At 70.6% G+C, this 16,739-nt stretch carries 8 protein-coding genes; 6 read left to right on the top strand and 2 right to left on the bottom strand.

The features are described 5' to 3' along the window. The first annotated feature begins 59 nt into the window (after positions 1-59). Entirely contained in the window at positions 60-3,191 is a 3,132-nt protein-coding gene (locus PQV94_RS09710) for an ATP-dependent helicase (RefSeq protein WP_274285650.1), read from the top strand. Further along, positions 3,188-6,454, top strand: coding sequence for an ATP-dependent DNA helicase (locus PQV94_RS09705; protein ID WP_274285649.1), 3,267 nt, complete (start codon positions 3,188-3,190; stop codon positions 6,452-6,454). The genes PQV94_RS09710 and PQV94_RS09705 overlap by 4 nt, the downstream gene beginning before the upstream one ends. A gap of 18 nt (positions 6,455-6,472) precedes the next feature. Here the strand turns inward: PQV94_RS09705 and PQV94_RS09700 are convergent, their stop codons facing one another. Then, positions 6,473-7,723 (bottom strand): phosphotransferase, encoded by a 1,251-nt coding sequence (locus tag PQV94_RS09700; RefSeq protein ID WP_274285648.1) that lies wholly within the window; start codon positions 7,721-7,723, stop codon positions 6,473-6,475. Between the two features lie 63 nt (positions 7,724-7,786). Between PQV94_RS09700 and nudC the strand changes: the two genes are divergently transcribed. Together nudC and PQV94_RS09690 are read left to right on the top strand one after the other, a co-directional pair. Further along, positions 7,787-8,677, top strand: a complete 891-nt coding sequence (gene nudC / locus PQV94_RS09695) for an NAD(+) diphosphatase (protein WP_274285647.1) — start codon at positions 7,787-7,789, stop codon at positions 8,675-8,677. Further along, positions 8,674-10,434: an ATP-dependent helicase gene (locus tag PQV94_RS09690; RefSeq protein ID WP_274285646.1), complete on the top strand. Its 1,761-nt coding sequence runs from the start codon at positions 8,674-8,676 to the stop codon at positions 10,432-10,434. Before nudC ends, PQV94_RS09690 begins: the two co-directional genes overlap by 4 nt. A 720-nt stretch (positions 10,435-11,154) precedes the next feature. Here the strand turns inward: PQV94_RS09690 and PQV94_RS09685 are convergent. After that, positions 11,155-12,510, bottom strand: a complete 1,356-nt coding sequence (locus PQV94_RS09685) for a zinc-dependent metalloprotease (RefSeq protein ID WP_274285645.1) — start codon at positions 12,508-12,510, stop codon at positions 11,155-11,157. Positions 12,511-12,633: 123 nt separating this feature from the next. On the opposite strand from PQV94_RS09685, the gene PQV94_RS09680 reads away from it, so the two are divergent. After that, entirely contained in the window at positions 12,634-13,755 is a 1,122-nt protein-coding gene (locus PQV94_RS09680) for a YlbL family protein (RefSeq protein WP_337994352.1), read from the top strand. A gap of 63 nt (positions 13,756-13,818) precedes the next feature. Next, positions 13,819-16,719 (top strand): UPF0182 family membrane protein, encoded by a 2,901-nt coding sequence (locus PQV94_RS09675; protein ID WP_274285644.1) that lies wholly within the window; start codon positions 13,819-13,821, stop codon positions 16,717-16,719. Positions 16,720-16,739 lie beyond the last annotated feature (20 nt).

The following is a 16,739-nucleotide window of genomic DNA, read 5'->3' as shown; positions in this document are numbered from 1 at the left end:
GCTGTGGGCGAACGCGTCGCTTCGGCCCCGTGTCGCCGGGGCGCGTTACCGTTCTTCCGATGCCTCTTCTCTCCGCCTCCGCGAGCCCCGCGGCCCACGCCGAGCCGGTGTTCGAGGCGCCCGACTGGGACGCCTCGCAGCGTGCGGTACTGGATGCCGGCCCCGACCAGTCGCTGGTGGTCGTCGGTGCGCCGGGATCGGGCAAGACCACCCTCTTGATCGCTCGCGCGGCGCAGCTCACGGCGTGGGGACTCGATCCTGACGAGGTGCTGGTGCTGACCTCGACGCGTCAGAGCGCGACCGCGCTGCGCGACCGCCTCTCGCTGGCGATGACGGGCGCCCGCTCGGGCGCGCCGGCGAGGTCTGTGGCATCTCTCGCGTTCGAGATCGTGCGCGCGCACGAGGTGCGCCGCGGTCGCCCGGCCCCGCGCCTGCTGACGGGAGCGGACGACGATCAGATCGTGCACGATCTGCTGCGCGGCGATGAACTCGACGAGCAGGAGGGCGCCGCATCCCGCTGGCCAGAGGGCTTCCCGGCAGCGGTGCGCTCGTCGCGCGCCTTCCGCAGTGAGCTGCGGGCCTTCCTCGCCGAGTGCACCACGTGGGGCATCGATGCGGCAGAGCTCGCGGAGCTCGCCGCATCCGAAGGAATCCCGGTCTGGAAGGCGCTCAGCTCGTTCCTCGTCGAATACGACGACGCCCGCGGTCATCTGCGCTCCTCGCACCGTGATGCGGCGGGGCTCGTCGCCGAGGCCGTGTCGCTGCTGGGCCGGCTCGAAGCGGCGGACCCGGCGCTCGCGGTCGTGCGGCGCTTGCGGGCCGTGCTGATCGACGACGCGCAGGAGCTCACCCCGGGCGCCGTCGCCTTGCTGGAGGCGCTGCGCGCGCGGGGGATCGCGGTCACCGCCTTCGGTGATCCCGACATCGGCTCTGGCGCCTTTCGTGGCGCACGTCCCGAACACTTCTCGCGTCTCGCGTCCTCGCTCGGCCGCACGATGGTGCTCGAATCGTCGCACCGTGGCAGCGCGCTGCAGACCGACGCCGTGCGCCGGGTCACGAGCAGGATCGGCGCGGCGGGAGTGGTCGCCCACCGACGAGCGCCCCGGGACGTACCCCACGACGAGAGTCTGCGGGTCTACCTCGCCCGCTCCGCTCCCGAGGAACACGACCTCATCGCGCGCGTGCTGCGCGAACGACACCTGCGTGACGGGGTGGCGTGGGCCGACTGCGCCGTGATCGCGCACGATTCGCGCCAGGTCGCCGTTCTGGAGGCGGAGCTGGGCGCTCGTGAGGTGCCTGCCCGCGCGCCGGGTCTCGTCGAACCGCTGGGAACGCGGGGGAGCGTGAGGCGCCTGCTGACGGTCGTCCGCGCGGCGGCCGAAGACATCGACCCGGCCGAGACCCTGTTGGCCGCGGGCTTCGACCCCGTCGACCTGCGCAGGCTCCGTGCGGCGCTTCGTCGCGCCGAGGTGCTCGTGGCAGGCACGAGACCCGCCGCGCAGCTGCTCGCGGACGCACTGCACGAGCCCGCGCGACTGGAGGCGCTGGGAACGCGCGAGGGATCACGTGCGGCAGCGATCGCCGCGACGCTCGCTCAGCTGCGAGACGACCTCCGGAGGGGTGCCACCGCGCACGAGCTGTTGTGGACCGCCTGGTCGCGCAGCGGACTCGAAACCGCCTGGTCGACGCTCGCGCGCGGTACGGGTCCGCTCGCCGAGCAGGCGGACCGCGACCTGGATGCGGTCGTGGCGCTCTTCCAAGCAGCCAAGCGGTTCGGCGAGCGTGCCGAGGAGGGGGGTCCGCGCGACCCGATGGTGTTCGTGCGCGGGGTCCTCGACAGCGACGTCGCCGAGGACCTCTTCACCCCGCCCAGCAGGCGGGAACGGGTGCAGGTGCTCACCCCGGCGGCAGCGCTGGGCACGGAGTTCGACACGGTCGTGATCGCGGGGATGCAGGAGGGCGTCTGGCCCAACACGCGTCTGCGCGGCACCCTGCTGCAGGCGTGGCGACTCGCGGAAGCACGTATCGGCGCGGCGGCCGCGAGTACCCGCGATCGGCGGCGAGAGGTTCTGCACGACGAGCTGCGTCTGTTCGCCCGGGCGCTCTCGCGCGCCCGCAGCCGCGTGGTGGTGACCGCTGTGTCGGACGACGCATCGGTGCCGAGCCCTCTCCTGGAGCTGCTGCCGGACGCGCAGCCGGCGCCCACCCGGCATCCGCTCTCGTTGCGGGGACTCGTCGCAGCCCACCGCCGCACACTGACCACGGCGACCGCATCCGCCGCGCGCTCCCACGCGGCGCAGCAGCTCGTCCTGCTGGCCGATGCCCGCGTCGCCGGCGCTGCACCTGCGCAGTGGTACGGCATGGCTCCCGTCACATCGGACGGGCCGCTGCGCGATGCCTCCGAGGCGTCCGTGCGACTCTCGCCCTCGCGGCTCGAGGCACTGGAGACCTGTCAGCTCGACTGGGTCGTCTCGGATCTCGGCGGTGCGCGCACCGAGACGACCGCCGGCCTCGGAACGCTCCTGCATCACGCGATGGAGACCGCGGGGCCGGACGAGGACTCGCTCTGGCGTGCGGTCGAGCAACGCTGGGACGAACTCGAGTTCGACGCCCCGTGGCGCGAGCGCGTGGAACGAGAACGCGCGCGCGATCTGGTCCGGAGGCTGTCGGCCTACCTTCGGGACTTCGAGGCCCGTGGGGGGACGCTCCTCGGAGCGGAGTCACGGTTCGAGGTGTCGCTGCCGCATCCCGCGGGCGAGAAGGCGCAGCCCATGGTGCTGTCGGGAACCATCGATCGTGTCGAGCTCCTGCCCGACGGCCGCGTGGAGATCGTCGATCTCAAGACCGGGCGCTCGGTTGCGAGCACCGATGCGAAAGTGGCCGACAACGCGCAGCTCGCGGCGTATCAAGTCGCGGTGGACGCGGGTATGGTGCCCGACGCGCAGGGGCGTGAGAGCGCGGGCGCGAAGCTCCTGGTCCTGCAGCCCACGTCCTCCCGATCCATCTTCGCGACGCCCACGCAGCCACCCCTCGACGATGCGGCGCGTGCCGCATTCCTCGGTCGGCTCAACGCTGCGGCCACAGTGATGAGCGCACGGTCCTTCGAGGCTCACTACGAGTCGCACTGCCGCGACGACTTCTCGCACGGCGTGTGCCGCATCCACACGGTCGCGCCGGTGAGCGCGCCGTGAGCGGACTGATCAGCGCGGCGGCCATCGCTGCGGCGCTCGGGCAGTTCCCGCCCACCGACGAACAGGCGGCGGTCATCGAGTCGGATCTCGAACCGGCTCTCGTGGTCGCGGGAGCGGGCAGCGGCAAGACGGAGACGATGGCGGGACGCGTCGTATGGCTCGTCGCGAACGGCCTCGTCCGCCGCGACCAGATCCTGGGCCTCACCTTCACCCGTAAGGCGGCGGGCGAGCTGGCGGAGCGCATCCAGCGCCGCCTGGCGCGCCTCGCGGAGTTCGAGCGGCGAGGCCTGCTCGGCAGCCTCGAGGATCTGCACCGTCGCGGCGAGCTCGCGGGATTCGGTGAGATCGAGCGTTCGGGCGGCTCCGATGACGACCGGCGCCGATTGCTCGACCGCCTCGCTGAGCGACAGACGGCGGCCGCGGGGCCTGTCGAGGACGCCGACGATCTGCTCGACCGGCCCACGGTCTCGACCTACAACAGTTTCGCCGACGGTATCGTCCGCGAACACGCTGCCCGCATCGGGCGCGACGCCGAAGCGGTCGTCCTGTCCGAATCGGCGGCCTGGCTGCTCATGCGGCGCACTGTGCTCGCCTCCGACGATCCCGAGCTCGAGACGACGGAGGAGTCGTTGCGGACCCTCGTCGATCGCGCGCTGCGCATCGCACGCGACGCCGTCGACAACCTCGTCGATCTCGACGACCTCGAGCGCTTCCCCGAGCGCTTCGCGCGCGTCGTAGACATCCCCTCGGAGAACGCGCGCACCACGGTCTACAAGGACGTGCAGGACGACGTCGCCGCGGTCGGCAAGCTCGCGCTCTACGCGCGTCTCGCCCGGGAGTACGACCGGAACAAGCGCAGGACCGGAGTGATCGACTTCGCCGACCAGGTCGCCGGAGCGTACGAGATCGTGCGCGGCGATCCGCGGCTCGTCGACGAGCTGCGTGAGCAGTATCGCGTCGTGCTCCTGGACGAGTACCAGGACACCTCCGTGGTGCAGAGCCTGCTGCTGTCGACGCTGTTCGCCGATTCGGCGGTCATGGCGGTCGGGGATCCCCACCAGGCGATCTACGGCTGGCGCGGTGCGAGCGCCGGCAACCTGGCGGGGTTCGGGGAGGCGTTCTCGGCGAACGGCGCCTGCGCACGCTTCGACCTGCTCACGAGTTGGCGCAACGCCCCGGCCGTGCTGAACGCGGCAACGGCCGTGCTGGCGCCGCTCGCCGAACGAAGCACGGTGGCGGTGGGGACGCTGCGTGCGCGGCCGGGGGCCGACCACGGGCGGGTAGAGATCGTGACGGAGCCCGACCTGGAGAGCGAGGCGGATGCGGTCGCACGCTGGTTCGGGCGGGTGATCGCCGCGCGCGGCGCCGAGGGGCGTCCGACGACGGGAGCCGTTCTGTTCCGCGCCAAGAAGCACATGCCGCGTTTCGCCGAAGCGCTGGCCCGCCACGGCATCCCGCATCGCGTTCTCGGCCTCGGCGGACTGCTGAGCACGCCCGAGATCGTCGATATCGTCAGTGCGCTGCGAGTCGTCAGCGACCCGGCGCAGGGCTCCGCCCTCATCCGCCTGCTGAGCGGCCCGCGGTGGGCGATCGGGCTGGCCGACATGGCGGCACTGAATGATCTCGCCCGACGTCAGGTGCGCGCTCAGGCCGCCGGCGAGAGCGAGCCGGATCTGCTGGCGCGGTTGCGGCAGAGCGCACGCGCCGAGAGTGGGTCGCTCATCGACGCCCTCGATCTGTTCACCAGGCTCCGTCCCGACCACGCGTGGTTCGAGCCGTTCAGCCCGGCCGCTCGCGATCGACTGCGAGAGGCGGCGGCGGTGTTCGCCGGTCTCCGTCAGGTCGCGGCGACCCTTCCCCTGACAGAACTCGTGCGGGCGATCGAGGTGGAGCTGCGACTGGACATCGAGCTCGCCGCCAACGAGAGCCGCGGACCGGCCCGCACGGCCGCAGCCCAGATACGCGCGTTCGTCGACGAGGTCAACGCCTTCCTCGCAGCCGACGAGCACGGCTCGCTGCAGAGCCTGCTGGCCTGGCTCGAGCATGCCGAGCGCAGCGACGACCTGGCCCCGCGGGCCGACCCGCCGGAATCCGACGTGGTCCAACTGTTGACCATCCACGGCTCGAAGGGCCTGGAATGGGATGCGGTCGCGGTCGTCCGGGTCGTGGAGGGCGAGTTGCCGTCCACGCCCAAGGAGACGCGCGGCTGGCTCGGCGCGGGCGTCCTGCCGTACGCCTTCCGCGGGGACTCCGCATGGCTGCCCTCGTATCCGTGGCAGGGGGCCGAGAGCCAGCAGCAGCTGCGCGATCGCCGCATCGCCTTCGTCGACGCGCACCGCGACCGTGCGCTCGAGGAGGATCGGCGCCTCGCGTACGTGGCGGTCACGCGCGCCCGCGACCACCTGCTGCTGAGCGGATCGCCGTGGGCGGGGACGACGAAGCCGCGGGAGCTGAGCCGGTTCACGATCGAGATCGCTGAGGCCCTCGGACACGACGATCCCCGCATCGATCCGGGAGAGGATCCGCCGGCGGATACGACGCGCACGCTGCACTGGCCCATGGACGCTCTGGGGTCGCGCAGGCCGCGCGTGACGGACGCCGCCCAGGCGGTGGAGGCGGCGCGTGAGCATCCGGCTGAGGCGGACGACGAGCTCGCCCTGCTGCTCGCCGAGCGCGCCGAGCGCTTGCGGCCCGCCCGAGCCGGTGCACCGGTGCGTATCCCGGCATCCGCGTACAAGGACTTCGTCGCCGATTACGACGCCGCCGTCGCAGCGCTCGAGCGCCCGATGCCGGAGCGGCCCTATCGGCAGACCTCGCTGGGCACGCGTTTCCATGCGTGGGTGGAGCGTCGTTCCGGGGTGAGCGCCTCGGCCTCGCTCGACGATCCGCTCTTCTCGACAGAGATCGAGCAGGATGCAGACGACGCGGACTTCGCGCGTCTCGTCGCGATCTTCGAGGCGAGCGAGTGGGCCACGCTGCAGCCGATCGAAGTCGAGACGGAGATCGATTTCCGTTACATCGGCATCGACGACCGGCCCCACGTCGTGGTGTGCAAGCTGGATGCGGTGTACCGGCGGGGAGATCGGATCGAGATCGTCGATTGGAAGACGGGTCGTGCCCCGCGGTCGGAGTCCGAGAGACGTGAGCGCCTGGTACAGCTCGAGTTGTACCGTCAGGCCTATCACGCGCGCCACGGCATCCCGATCGAGCAGATCGACGTGGCGCTGTACTACGTCGCCGACGATCTCGTCATCCGCGACTGAGCCGGCGCTCGCGTCTGCTCAGCCCTCGGTCCAGCGGCGCAACGCCTCGCGGGATGCGCGCGCGGTCTCCTCGCGGCTCTCTTCGTCATCCTCTGCGGTGTCGGCAGTGTCGTCGTGCGCGGGCTGAGCTCTGACAGTCCACTCGGACAGATCGACCGGCAGCGTCGGCATGCCCTCCGCAGACGCGGAGCCCTGGCGATCCTCCTCCTCGGCGAGGTACGCGCCCAGCTCGACAGGGTCGTAGGCGTCGGTCTGCATCGAGGTCTGCCCGCTGCCCGGCTCGGTCTCCGGCACTCGTCCGAGAAGCGCGATGGCATCCTCGACGTCGGCAGAGCGTCCGCGCACGAGTTCTGTTCCCGTGGTCGCATCGGCGAGCGACGCGAGAAGCTTCGTGGCGTCCTGGACGACGAACTCATCGCCCTGATCGACGCCGTGCACGAGCCACTTCGCGAACTCGAGCTCGGCGAACAACCGTGCCCGAGCGATCAGTGCAGGATCCGGGGAATGGTGAGAGGCCGCCGCATATCCGTCGTGGACGCCCTCCACCGACTCCGGCGCGGAGCCCAACCACCGCAGATCCACGGCGGGATCCCCGATCGACAGGCCCTGCCAGTCGAGAAGGGCGACCACTTCGGGCGTCCCGTCCACGTCGTCGAAGACGAAGGAGGACACATCGAGTCCGTCCAGGACGACCGTGGGCTCGTAGCGCCACGCGGCGTCGTCATCGAGCAGGCTCAGCCAGCGATCCCGGAGCTCGGGCACGAGGCGACCGGTGTCGTCCGCGCGCTCGACGAGGCGCCGTGCGTCGGTGCGCACCTGCTGTGCGGAGCGCACAGGGTAACCCTCGGCGCGGATCACGGTCACGGGAAGATCGTGCACGGCGGCGATCGCGCGTCCGACGAGTCCGGTGAACCCGGGGCCCGGCGGCAGATCGGCCGCGTCGACGCGGTATCCGGCGAGGTAGTCGGTGACGATGACGTGCTCGGAACCCATCGTGGTCTCGCCCAGCACCGTGGGCGCCCGGAAGGGGAGCAGGCTCCGCACCCCGGCACTCAGCGAGGACAGCACGCGCGCGTCGGCGCGAGCCGTGCGACCCGCCTCGTCGTCTCCCGCGACGCGCACCACGACGCGGCGGCCGTCGGCGAGCTCCACCAGCGCCGCAGCGGTGCCGGCCTCGTCCATGCTGCCCAGCCGCCCCGCGCTCACGACGACGGCCTCCGGAAGAGCCGCCGTCACCGACGCGGCTAGAGTGAGAGGTGAGCGTGGCATGCACTCAGGGTAGGCGTCCACCCCCGGCCCGAGCCGGTCGCCACGCCCGTCGAGGAGGTATCGGTGAGCGTTTCCGACACCGGTGCACAGGCTCTGTTCCCGCTCCGGCGTGCCGCGGAAGAGCGGCAGGACCCGGCGCTGGTCGATACCCTGCGCGCCGACGAGACCACCCTCGCCCTGGCCGTCGCGGGCGACCTCGTGTCGATCTCCGGGAGCGCCGAGGACCCTCGTGTGCGCCTGGTGGCCGCTGCCGGACTGGCAGCATCCGAGTGGGCTTTCCTCGGGCGCACGGTCGACGGCCGGGGTGTCCTTGCGGCGGTGACCGAGACCGTCGCCGAGCCCTTCGCCCGGCTGCGGGAGATCGGCGGGCTTCTGCCGGAGGCGGAATCGGATGCGGCGACCACTGCTGTGGCGCTGGGCGTGTGGTTGCGCGAGCAGGGCTACTGCCCGTTCTGCGGCACGCGCACCGAGCTGCGACAGTCGGGCTGGGCCCGTCACTGCCCGCACTGCGGACGCGAGCACTTCCCCCGCACGGATCCAGCGATCATCGTCGCCGTGCATGACGCCGACGACCCGAACCGGCTGCTCCTGGGCAGCAATGCCGCCTGGCCCGCCGGCAGGTACTCCTGCTTCGCCGGGTTCGCGGAGGCGGGCGAGTCGCTGGAGGACGCGGTGGGTCGGGAAGTCGCGGAGGAGGCGGGGGTGGAACTCGTCGGGGTGCGCTACCACGGATCTCAGGCCTGGCCGTACCCCCGTTCGCTGATGCTCGGCTTCCACGCGGCGGCCCGGATCGCGGACGCCGCTCGCCCGGACGGCGACGAGATCGTCGAGGTCCGCTGGTTCACCCGCGAGGAGATCGGGGACGCGCTCGAGGGCAGGGGAGAGGTCGTGCTGCCCGGTTCCGCATCGATCTCCTGGCGTCTGATCCGCGACTGGTACGAGGGGCGTGCATGAGCGTCGACATCCTGGCCGATCTCGACGAGCAGCAGCACGCCGCGGTGATGGCGGTGCGCGGCCCGGTGCGGGTCCTGGCGGGCGCAGGCACGGGCAAGACCCGCGTGATCACGCGCCGTATCGCCTACGGTGTCGACAGCGGGACGTACTCACCCGGCCGTGTGATGGCCCTGACCTTCACGGCGAAGGCGGCGGGCGAGATGCGCGGGCGCCTGCGGGCGCTCGGGATCGTCGGTGTCGCCGCGCGCACGTTCCACGCCGCCGCACTCTCGCAGCTCAACTACTTCTGGCCGCAGGTGGCGGGCGTCCCCGCTCCGCGCATCGTCGACAACAAGGTGCGCCTGCTCGCTCAGGCGGCCGAGCAGCAGCGACTGCACCTCGACACCGCGACCCTGCGCGACGTCGCCTCCCACATCGAGCAGCGCAAGGTCGCGATGCAGAGGATCGACGAGATCGGAAGCACCCGTCCGGTCACGATCGGCACGCTCGACACCGGTCAGATCCGCGACCTGCACGCGGCTTACGAGAAGCTCAAGGACGAACGGCACCAGCTCGACTTCGAAGACGTCCTGCTCGCCTGTGCGGGCATGATCGAGGCGGAGCCGCGCGTCGCCCAATCGGTGCGCGAGCAGTACCGGCACTTCACCGTCGACGAGTTCCAGGACGTCTCGCCGCTGCAGAACCGACTCCTCGAGCTGTGGCTCGGCGAGCGGCGCGACCTGTGCGTCGTGGGTGACGCGAGCCAGACGATCTACTCCTTCGCCGGCGCCCGCGCCGACTACCTCCTGGACTTTCCGAGACACCACCCCGACGCGCGCAGCTTCACGCTCGAGCACAACTACCGCAGCGACCAGCCCGTGCTCCGGGTCGCCAATGCCCTCATGCGCGGTCGTCCCGGTGCGCTGCAGCTGGTCACCGACCGCGGCGTGGACTCTCCCGTACCCACGGTGACGCGTTTCGACGACGACGCCCACGAGGCCGCGGGTGTGGCCGCCCGCATCCGTGCCCAACTCGACGACGGCGTGGACCCCCGCCAGATCGCCGTGCTCTACCGTGCCCATGCGCAGTCGGCGGAGCTGGTGACGGCACTCGCGGATGCGGGCGTTCCCACCACGGTGATGGGCGGCAAGCGCTTCTTCGACATGCCTGAGGTGCGTCAGGCAGTCATGGCACTGCGCGCCGCAACGGTGGCCCCGATGCAGGGGAGCTTCCGCGACACGGTCCGCGACGTGCTCCGCGGATGCGGGTACACCGATGAGCCGCCGGCCGTCGGAGGGGCTCTGCGTGACGCGTGGGAGGCGCGCGCCGCGCTGTTGGCATTGGCCGAAGAGCAGCCAGAGGACACCACGCTGCGTGCGTTCACGGACGATCTGATGGCCAGAGCGCGAGACCAGCACGAGCCGTCGCTGGCCACCGTGACCCTGGCGACGTTGCACGCGGCGAAGGGCCTGGAGTGGGACCACGTTCACCTCGTGGGGCTGTCGGAAGGACTGCTGCCGATCTCCTACGCGCAGGGTTTCGAGCAGATCGACGAGGAGCGGCGGCTGGCATACGTCGGAATCACGCGGGCCGCGCGTACCCTGTCGCTCTCGTGGGCATCGCAGTCGGCGCGGCAGACGCGTCAGCCCTCGCGCTTTCTGCAAGAGATCGGCACGCGCACGCTGGATGAACGTCCGGCCAGACCGACCGCCGGCGGGGCGAGGAAGCAGCGAATGTCACCCGGCGGCGGGCGGCCGGCGCCGGCAGCTGACCGGTGAGCAGGCGCGCGGCATAGGCGACCGCCTCTCCGACGAGCGCTGCCGACACCGGCGGCGCGGGCTGGGACATGAGCTGTGCCGCAATGGCCGGCCACGCGGCGTCCTCGTCACGACGGTGCGCCGCGTCGCATGCGAGGCAGGGCCCCTCGCCGGGAGTGACCAGCGGACCCACGTGCACCTGGTCGCCCGCGAGGATGATCGGCAGATGCGCTCGCTCGTCGCGCAGATGACCCCGATAGCGTCCCGGGTCGGCCACGAACGACTCGAGCATGACCACCGTGCAGTCCTCGTCGGGATCGCTCACGAGCTCCACCGACGTGTCGAGCAGTCGGATCACCGCGACGGCGACGGCACCGTCGATCGCGTCGGACACCTCGAAGCCCACGCGCGTGCGGGGAGCGTCCGAGCACAGCACGGGCGCGAGCTGTGCCAGCATGCCCGCGACCGCCGCGCGGTCTGCCCCGAGCGAGGCGGCGAGCGTGATCGCATCGTTGGCGCTCACGCCCGTGCGAAGCGCGTGCACGAGCCACTCGTGCCACGGCTCGGCCTCGGCGATCACGGCGCGCGCCTCGCCTCCGAACTGCAGCGTGCGCTCGTCGCGCCAGACCGGCGGGTAGGCGGGATCGAGTCGGAGCATGCCCCGATTCTGTTCCCGCCGGCACCGACGCCGTCGTTGTCCACATGGTCGGGCCCGTTCGGGGGCCGGTTGGGGAGGAGAGATCAGACGGGACGCGGACCCTCGGGTCCCTCTCCGCCTTCTTCTTCTGCGAGCAGCTGTTCCAGGGCCTCGTCCATCGCGTCGCGCTCCGGAGCCTCTCCACGGGCGCGCGCGGAGAGGCGCTCGATGAGCGCCGTCGGGTCGTCGATGTCGGTGGCACCTGGCAGCAGGTCCGGGTAATCCCAGAGGGCGTCGCGGCCGGCGACGCCGACGGCATCCGTGACCTTTCGCCACATCGCGGCGGCCTCCCGCATCCGGCGCGGACGCAGCTCGAGGCCGACGAGGGAGCCCAGTGCCTTCTCGGCGGGGCCGCCGACCGCGCGACGGCGACGGACGACCTCCGCGATGCGGTCGGCGCTGGGCAACCGGTGGGTCGCGTCGGCCGTCACGATGTCGACCCAGCCTTCGATGAGCGCGAGGAGGGTCTCCAGGCGCGTGAGGGCGAGGTCCTGCTGCTCGGTGCGCTCGGGCAGCAGGGCGCCGCTCTCGAGTGCCTGGCGCAGCTCCTCGGGCTGGCTGGGATCGAACCGCTCAGCGAGTTCCTCGAGCCGGCTCGTGTCGACGTGGATGCCGCGGGCGAATTCGGTCACCTGCGCGATCACATCCAGGCGCAGCCAGCGGGCGTGGCGGAAGAGGCGGGCGTGGGCGAGCTCGCGGGTGGCGACGTACAGCGCGAGCTGGTCCTCGGGGATCTCCAGTCCCTGGCCGAAGTCGGCGAAGTTCTGCGGCAGGATCGCGGCGGCGCCGGCGGGCATGACGGGAAGTCCCACGTCGCCTCCGCTGACGACCTCCATCGAGAGTCGTCCGACGACCTGGCCCAGCTGGGTCGCGAACAGCGAGCCGCCTATCGAGCGCATCATGCGTCCTGCCCCCTGGAGCATGGACTGCATCTCCTCGGGGGCCTGCTCGGCGAGCGTCGCCGTGAGCGCGTCGGCGATGCTGGTGGCGACCGGCTCGGCGAGCTCGCGCCAGACCGGCATCGTCGCCTCCACCCACGCCCCGCGGGTCAGCGCACGGGGGGTCTCGGCGAGCTCGGAGATGGTCGTCGCCTCGCCCAGCCACAGGGTGGCGAGCGAGAACGCCTGGTCGAGGTCGCTGCGCGAGCCTGCCGCCACGCCGAGGTCGCTCTGGTTCGCGATGTGCAGAGCCTGCCGCTCGGCGGCATCCCACGCGATCGAGCCGTCGGAGCTCGTGAACGCACGCTGCATCTGGCCCATCATCTGCTGCATCATCGCGGGGTCGATGCCCATCTGCTGGAGCTGTCGCAGCTGCTCCGGGTCGAGACCGTCCGCTCCGAAAAGCTGGCGCAGCAGCTCCTGGAACTGGTCTTCGGGGCTCCGGTCGTCCTCGTCTGCCACGTCAGGCGCCTTTCAGCCGGGGGATAACGTCCCGTTCTACGCTAGTCGCAGGGATACATCGCACAGCCGGGCGAGCACGACTTCGCCGTACGCCGGCCGCGAACGGCCGACGGAAGAGGCACAGTGACATTGTTCGAGACCCCGGGCGCCCTCGTGCCCGAGCCGCCGCGTCGACGCATGCCGCGGGGCACGGTGGCCGGCATCTGGGCGCTGATGGTCGCCCTGCTGGCACTGCTGACGATGTCGTTCCTGCCGAGCCCTTACGTGATCGAGCGGCCAGGCCCCGTCTACAACACCCTCGGCAAGGTCACCGACGCCGACGGCAAGGACGTGCCGTTGATCGCGATCGACGGCGCCGAGACGTACCCGACCGAGGGATCCCTGGACCTGTTGACCGTGCAGGTCATCGGCTCACCGGAGCAGCGGTTGTCCTGGCTGGATGCAGCGGTCGCATGGTTCGATCCGACCAAGGCGGTCGTCCCGATGGAGCAGATCTTCCCGACGGGTCAGACCAGCGAGCAACGGTCGGAGCAGAACACCGCGATGATGGTGGACTCGCAGGCCGACGCCACCGCGGCGGCCCTCACCCATCTCGGGTACGACGTGAACCCGCAGCTGCAGGTCACGGCCGTGGCCGACGGGTCGCCCGCGAGCGGTCAGCTCCAGGCGGGGGATCGCGTGCTCCAGGCGAACGGCACGGCCGTCACGACGGCCGAGGGGCTGCGCCGCGTCATCAACGAGGGCGCGGGCGCGCCCGTCCAGATCCTCGTCGACCGCGGCGGCGCCCAGGAGAACGTCACGGTCACACCGCAGGAGGGCACGGGCGACGCCGCGGGCATCTGGCAGATCGGCATCACCCTGACCGTCTCCTACACCTTCCCCTTCGACGTGCAGGTGCAGCTCAACAACGTCGGCGGACCGTCGGCGGGCATGATGTTCGCCCTCGGAATGATCGATCAGCTCACGCCGGGCGAGCTCAACGGAGGCGCGCAGGTCGCCGGTACCGGCACCATCACGGCCGACGGCGAGGTGGGGCCCATCGGCGGCATCCGTCAGAAGCTCTGGGGAGCTCACGACGCTGGCGCCCAGTACTTCCTCGCGCCCGAGACCAACTGCGACGAGGTCGTGGGGCACGTTCCCGACGGCCTGCGCGTGTTCTCGGTGTCCACGCTCGATGACGCCGTCGACGTGCTGGATGCGATCTCGTCCGGCGGCGACCTGGACGCGCTTCCCACCTGCACCTGACCGATCGCCGTGCATAGCGGGCTCACGGCGACCGCTGGCGTATGCCCCTCGTAGGATGAGGGGGTGACTTCGACCGCAGCGCCGACGCCCGTCCCTGTCAATAGATCCCGGCGGGTGATCGCCATCTCGCTTGCCGTCATCGCGGCGCTCGCGGTGGGGTTCTTCCTCTTCGCGAGCCTGTACGCCGACTGGCTCTGGTACGACCAGCTCGGCTACTCGTCGGTCCTGACCACGCAGTGGCTCTGGCGTGCCGCGATGTTTGTCGTCGGCTTCCTCGGAATGGCCATCCCGATCTGGGTCACGATCCAGCTCGCCTACCGGCTGCGCCCCGTCTACGTGCGTCTGAGCTCCCAGCTCGATCGCTACCAGGAGGTCGTCGAGCCGCTGCGTCGGCTCGCCATGTGGGGGATCCCGGTCTTCTTCGGCTTCTTCGCGGGCTTCGCGACCTCGGCGCAGTGGGAGACGGCGGCGCTCTGGCTGGGCGGCGTGCACACCGACACCGCCGACCCGCAGTTCGGCATGGACACCGGTTTCTACCTGTTCGCGCTGCCCTTCTACCAGGGGGCCGTGGGCTTCGCCTCGGCGGTCGTGCTGGTGGCGCTGTTGGTCACCGCCCTCGTCTCGTACCTCTACGGTTCGGTGCGCATCGGGCAGCGTGAGCTGCGGATCTCCAAGCCCGCCCGCATCCAGCTCGCGATCATCGCCGGCCTCTACTTGCTGCTGCAGGGCGTGAGCCTGTTCCTCGACCGCTTCGGCACTCTCACGCAGGCGGGCGACCGGATCACGGGCGCGAGCTACACGACCGTCAACGCGACCATCCCCGGCCTCACGATCCTCTCGATCGTGGCCGCGTTCGTCGCCGTGCTGTTCTTCGTCACTGCCGTCATCGGCCGGTGGCGCTACCCGCTGATCGCGACCGCGCTGCTGGTGGTCACGTCTCTCGTGGTGGGTGTGGCCTACCCGTGGATCCTCAACACCGTCCAGGTGCGCCCCAACCAGCGCACGCTCGAGATGCCTTACTTCGAGCGGAACCTCGAGGCGACCAAGACCGCGTTCAACATCGAGGGTCTCGAGACGACCGCGTACGACGCGAAGACCGACGCCGAGCCCGGCCAGCTGCGCTCCGACGCCGAGACGACCGCATCCATCCGCATCATGGACCCGGCGATCATCCAGCCGACCGTGCGCCAGCTGCAGCAGTACCGTCCGTACTACCGCTTCGAGGACCCGCTCGACGTGGACCGCTACAAGATCGACGGTCAGACGCAGGACACCGTGGTCTCGGTCCGCGAGGTGAACACGGCCGGGCTCGGCGACGCGGGATCCTGGCAGAACTCCACGCTGGTCTACACGCACGGCTACGGACTCGTGGTGGCCAAGGGCAACGAGCGCACGACCGATGGCGATCCCGTCTTCATCGAGGGCAGCATCCCCGCATCCGGGTTCCTGACCGACGAGAAGTACGAGCCGCGCATCTACTTCGGTGAGAACTCGCCCGCCTACTCCATCGTGGGCGCGCCCGAGGGCACGACGCCCATCGAGCTCGACTACCCGTCGGCGAGCGACGGCGGCAACGACACCCGCACCACCTTCGACGGTGACGGCGGTCCGTCCATCGGCAACATGTTCAACCGCCTGATCTACGCACTGAAGTTCCAGTCGGAGCAGATCGTCTTCTCCGACTCGATCAACGAGAAGTCGCAGATCCTCTACGACCGTGACCCCGCGGTGCGCGTGCAGAAGGCGGCGCCCTACCTGACCCTCGACTCCGACCCGTATCCGAGCGTCGTGGACGGTCGCGTGGTGTGGATCGTCGACGGCTACACGACGAGCGATCAGTACCCGTACTCGACCGCGACGAGCATGTCGCAGGCCATCGAGGACGCGAACAACCCGACGCCGCGCGTCGCGCTCGACAACGTCAACTACATCCGCAACTCGGTCAAGGCGACCGTGGACGCGTACGACGGCAAGGTCACCCTCTACGCGTGGGACGACACCGACCCGCTGCTGAAGGCGTGGCAGAACGTCTTCCCGACCACGATCAAGCCGGTCTCGGACATGTCCGCCGACCTCATGAGCCACGTGCGCTACCCGACCGACCTGTTCAAGGTGCAGCGCGCGATGCTCGGCGAGTACCACGTCGATACGGCGCAGTCGCTCTACGAGCGCGACAACGCGTGGTCCACGCCGGCAGACCCGCAGAACAGCGACGTCAACCAGCCGCCGTACTACCTGAGCATGAAGATGCCCGGTCAGGACGAGCCGAGCTACTCGATGTTCACGAGCTTCATCCCGCAGTCGACGGGGACGGAGTCGCGCAACGTGCTCATGGGCTACCTCTCGGTCGATTCGGATGCCGGTGACCAGGCGGGTGTGAAGAGCGCGGACTACGGCAAGCTCAGGCTCCTGGAGATCACGGCGGGCGCCACGATCCCCGGTCCCGGTCAGGTGCAGAACACGTTCAACTCCGATCCCGGTATCTCCGCGCAGATCAACATCCTGAAACAGGGGCAGTCCAACGTCATCAACGGCAACCTGCTCACGCTGCCGGTCGGTGGCGGACTGCTCTACGTGCAGCCCGTCTTCGTGCAGGCCTCCAGCGGAACGCAGTTGCCGCAGCTGCAGAAGGTTCTGGTCGCGTTCGGCACCGAGGTCGCGTTCGAGGACACCCTCAATGACGCGCTGAACAAGCTGTTCGGTGGTGACTCCGGCGCCAACGCCGGAGACCAGGATGTGGCGCCCGATCCTGGCACGACGCCTTCGCCCGAGCAGACCGGCGGCAGCGGCGGATCGTCGGGCGGCAGCACGGGTAGCCCCGACTACCAGGCTGCGCTGCAGGATGCCCGTCAGGCGCTGCTCGACCGCGACGCGGCCCTCAAGGCCGGCGACTGGACGAAATACGGCGAGGCCGACAGTCGCCTGACGGCTGCGGTCGACAAGCTGATCCAGCTCGGCGGCTGACCCGCATCCGCTTCGCCTCG

Origin of the sequence: Microbacterium sp. Clip185, from assembly GCF_028743715.1 — a bacterium.
In the GTDB taxonomy this organism is placed as follows: domain Bacteria; phylum Actinomycetota; class Actinomycetes; order Actinomycetales; family Microbacteriaceae; genus Microbacterium.
The sequence above is the reverse complement of the archived record's forward strand: the minus strand, read 5'-3'. Positions and strand labels throughout refer to the sequence as shown.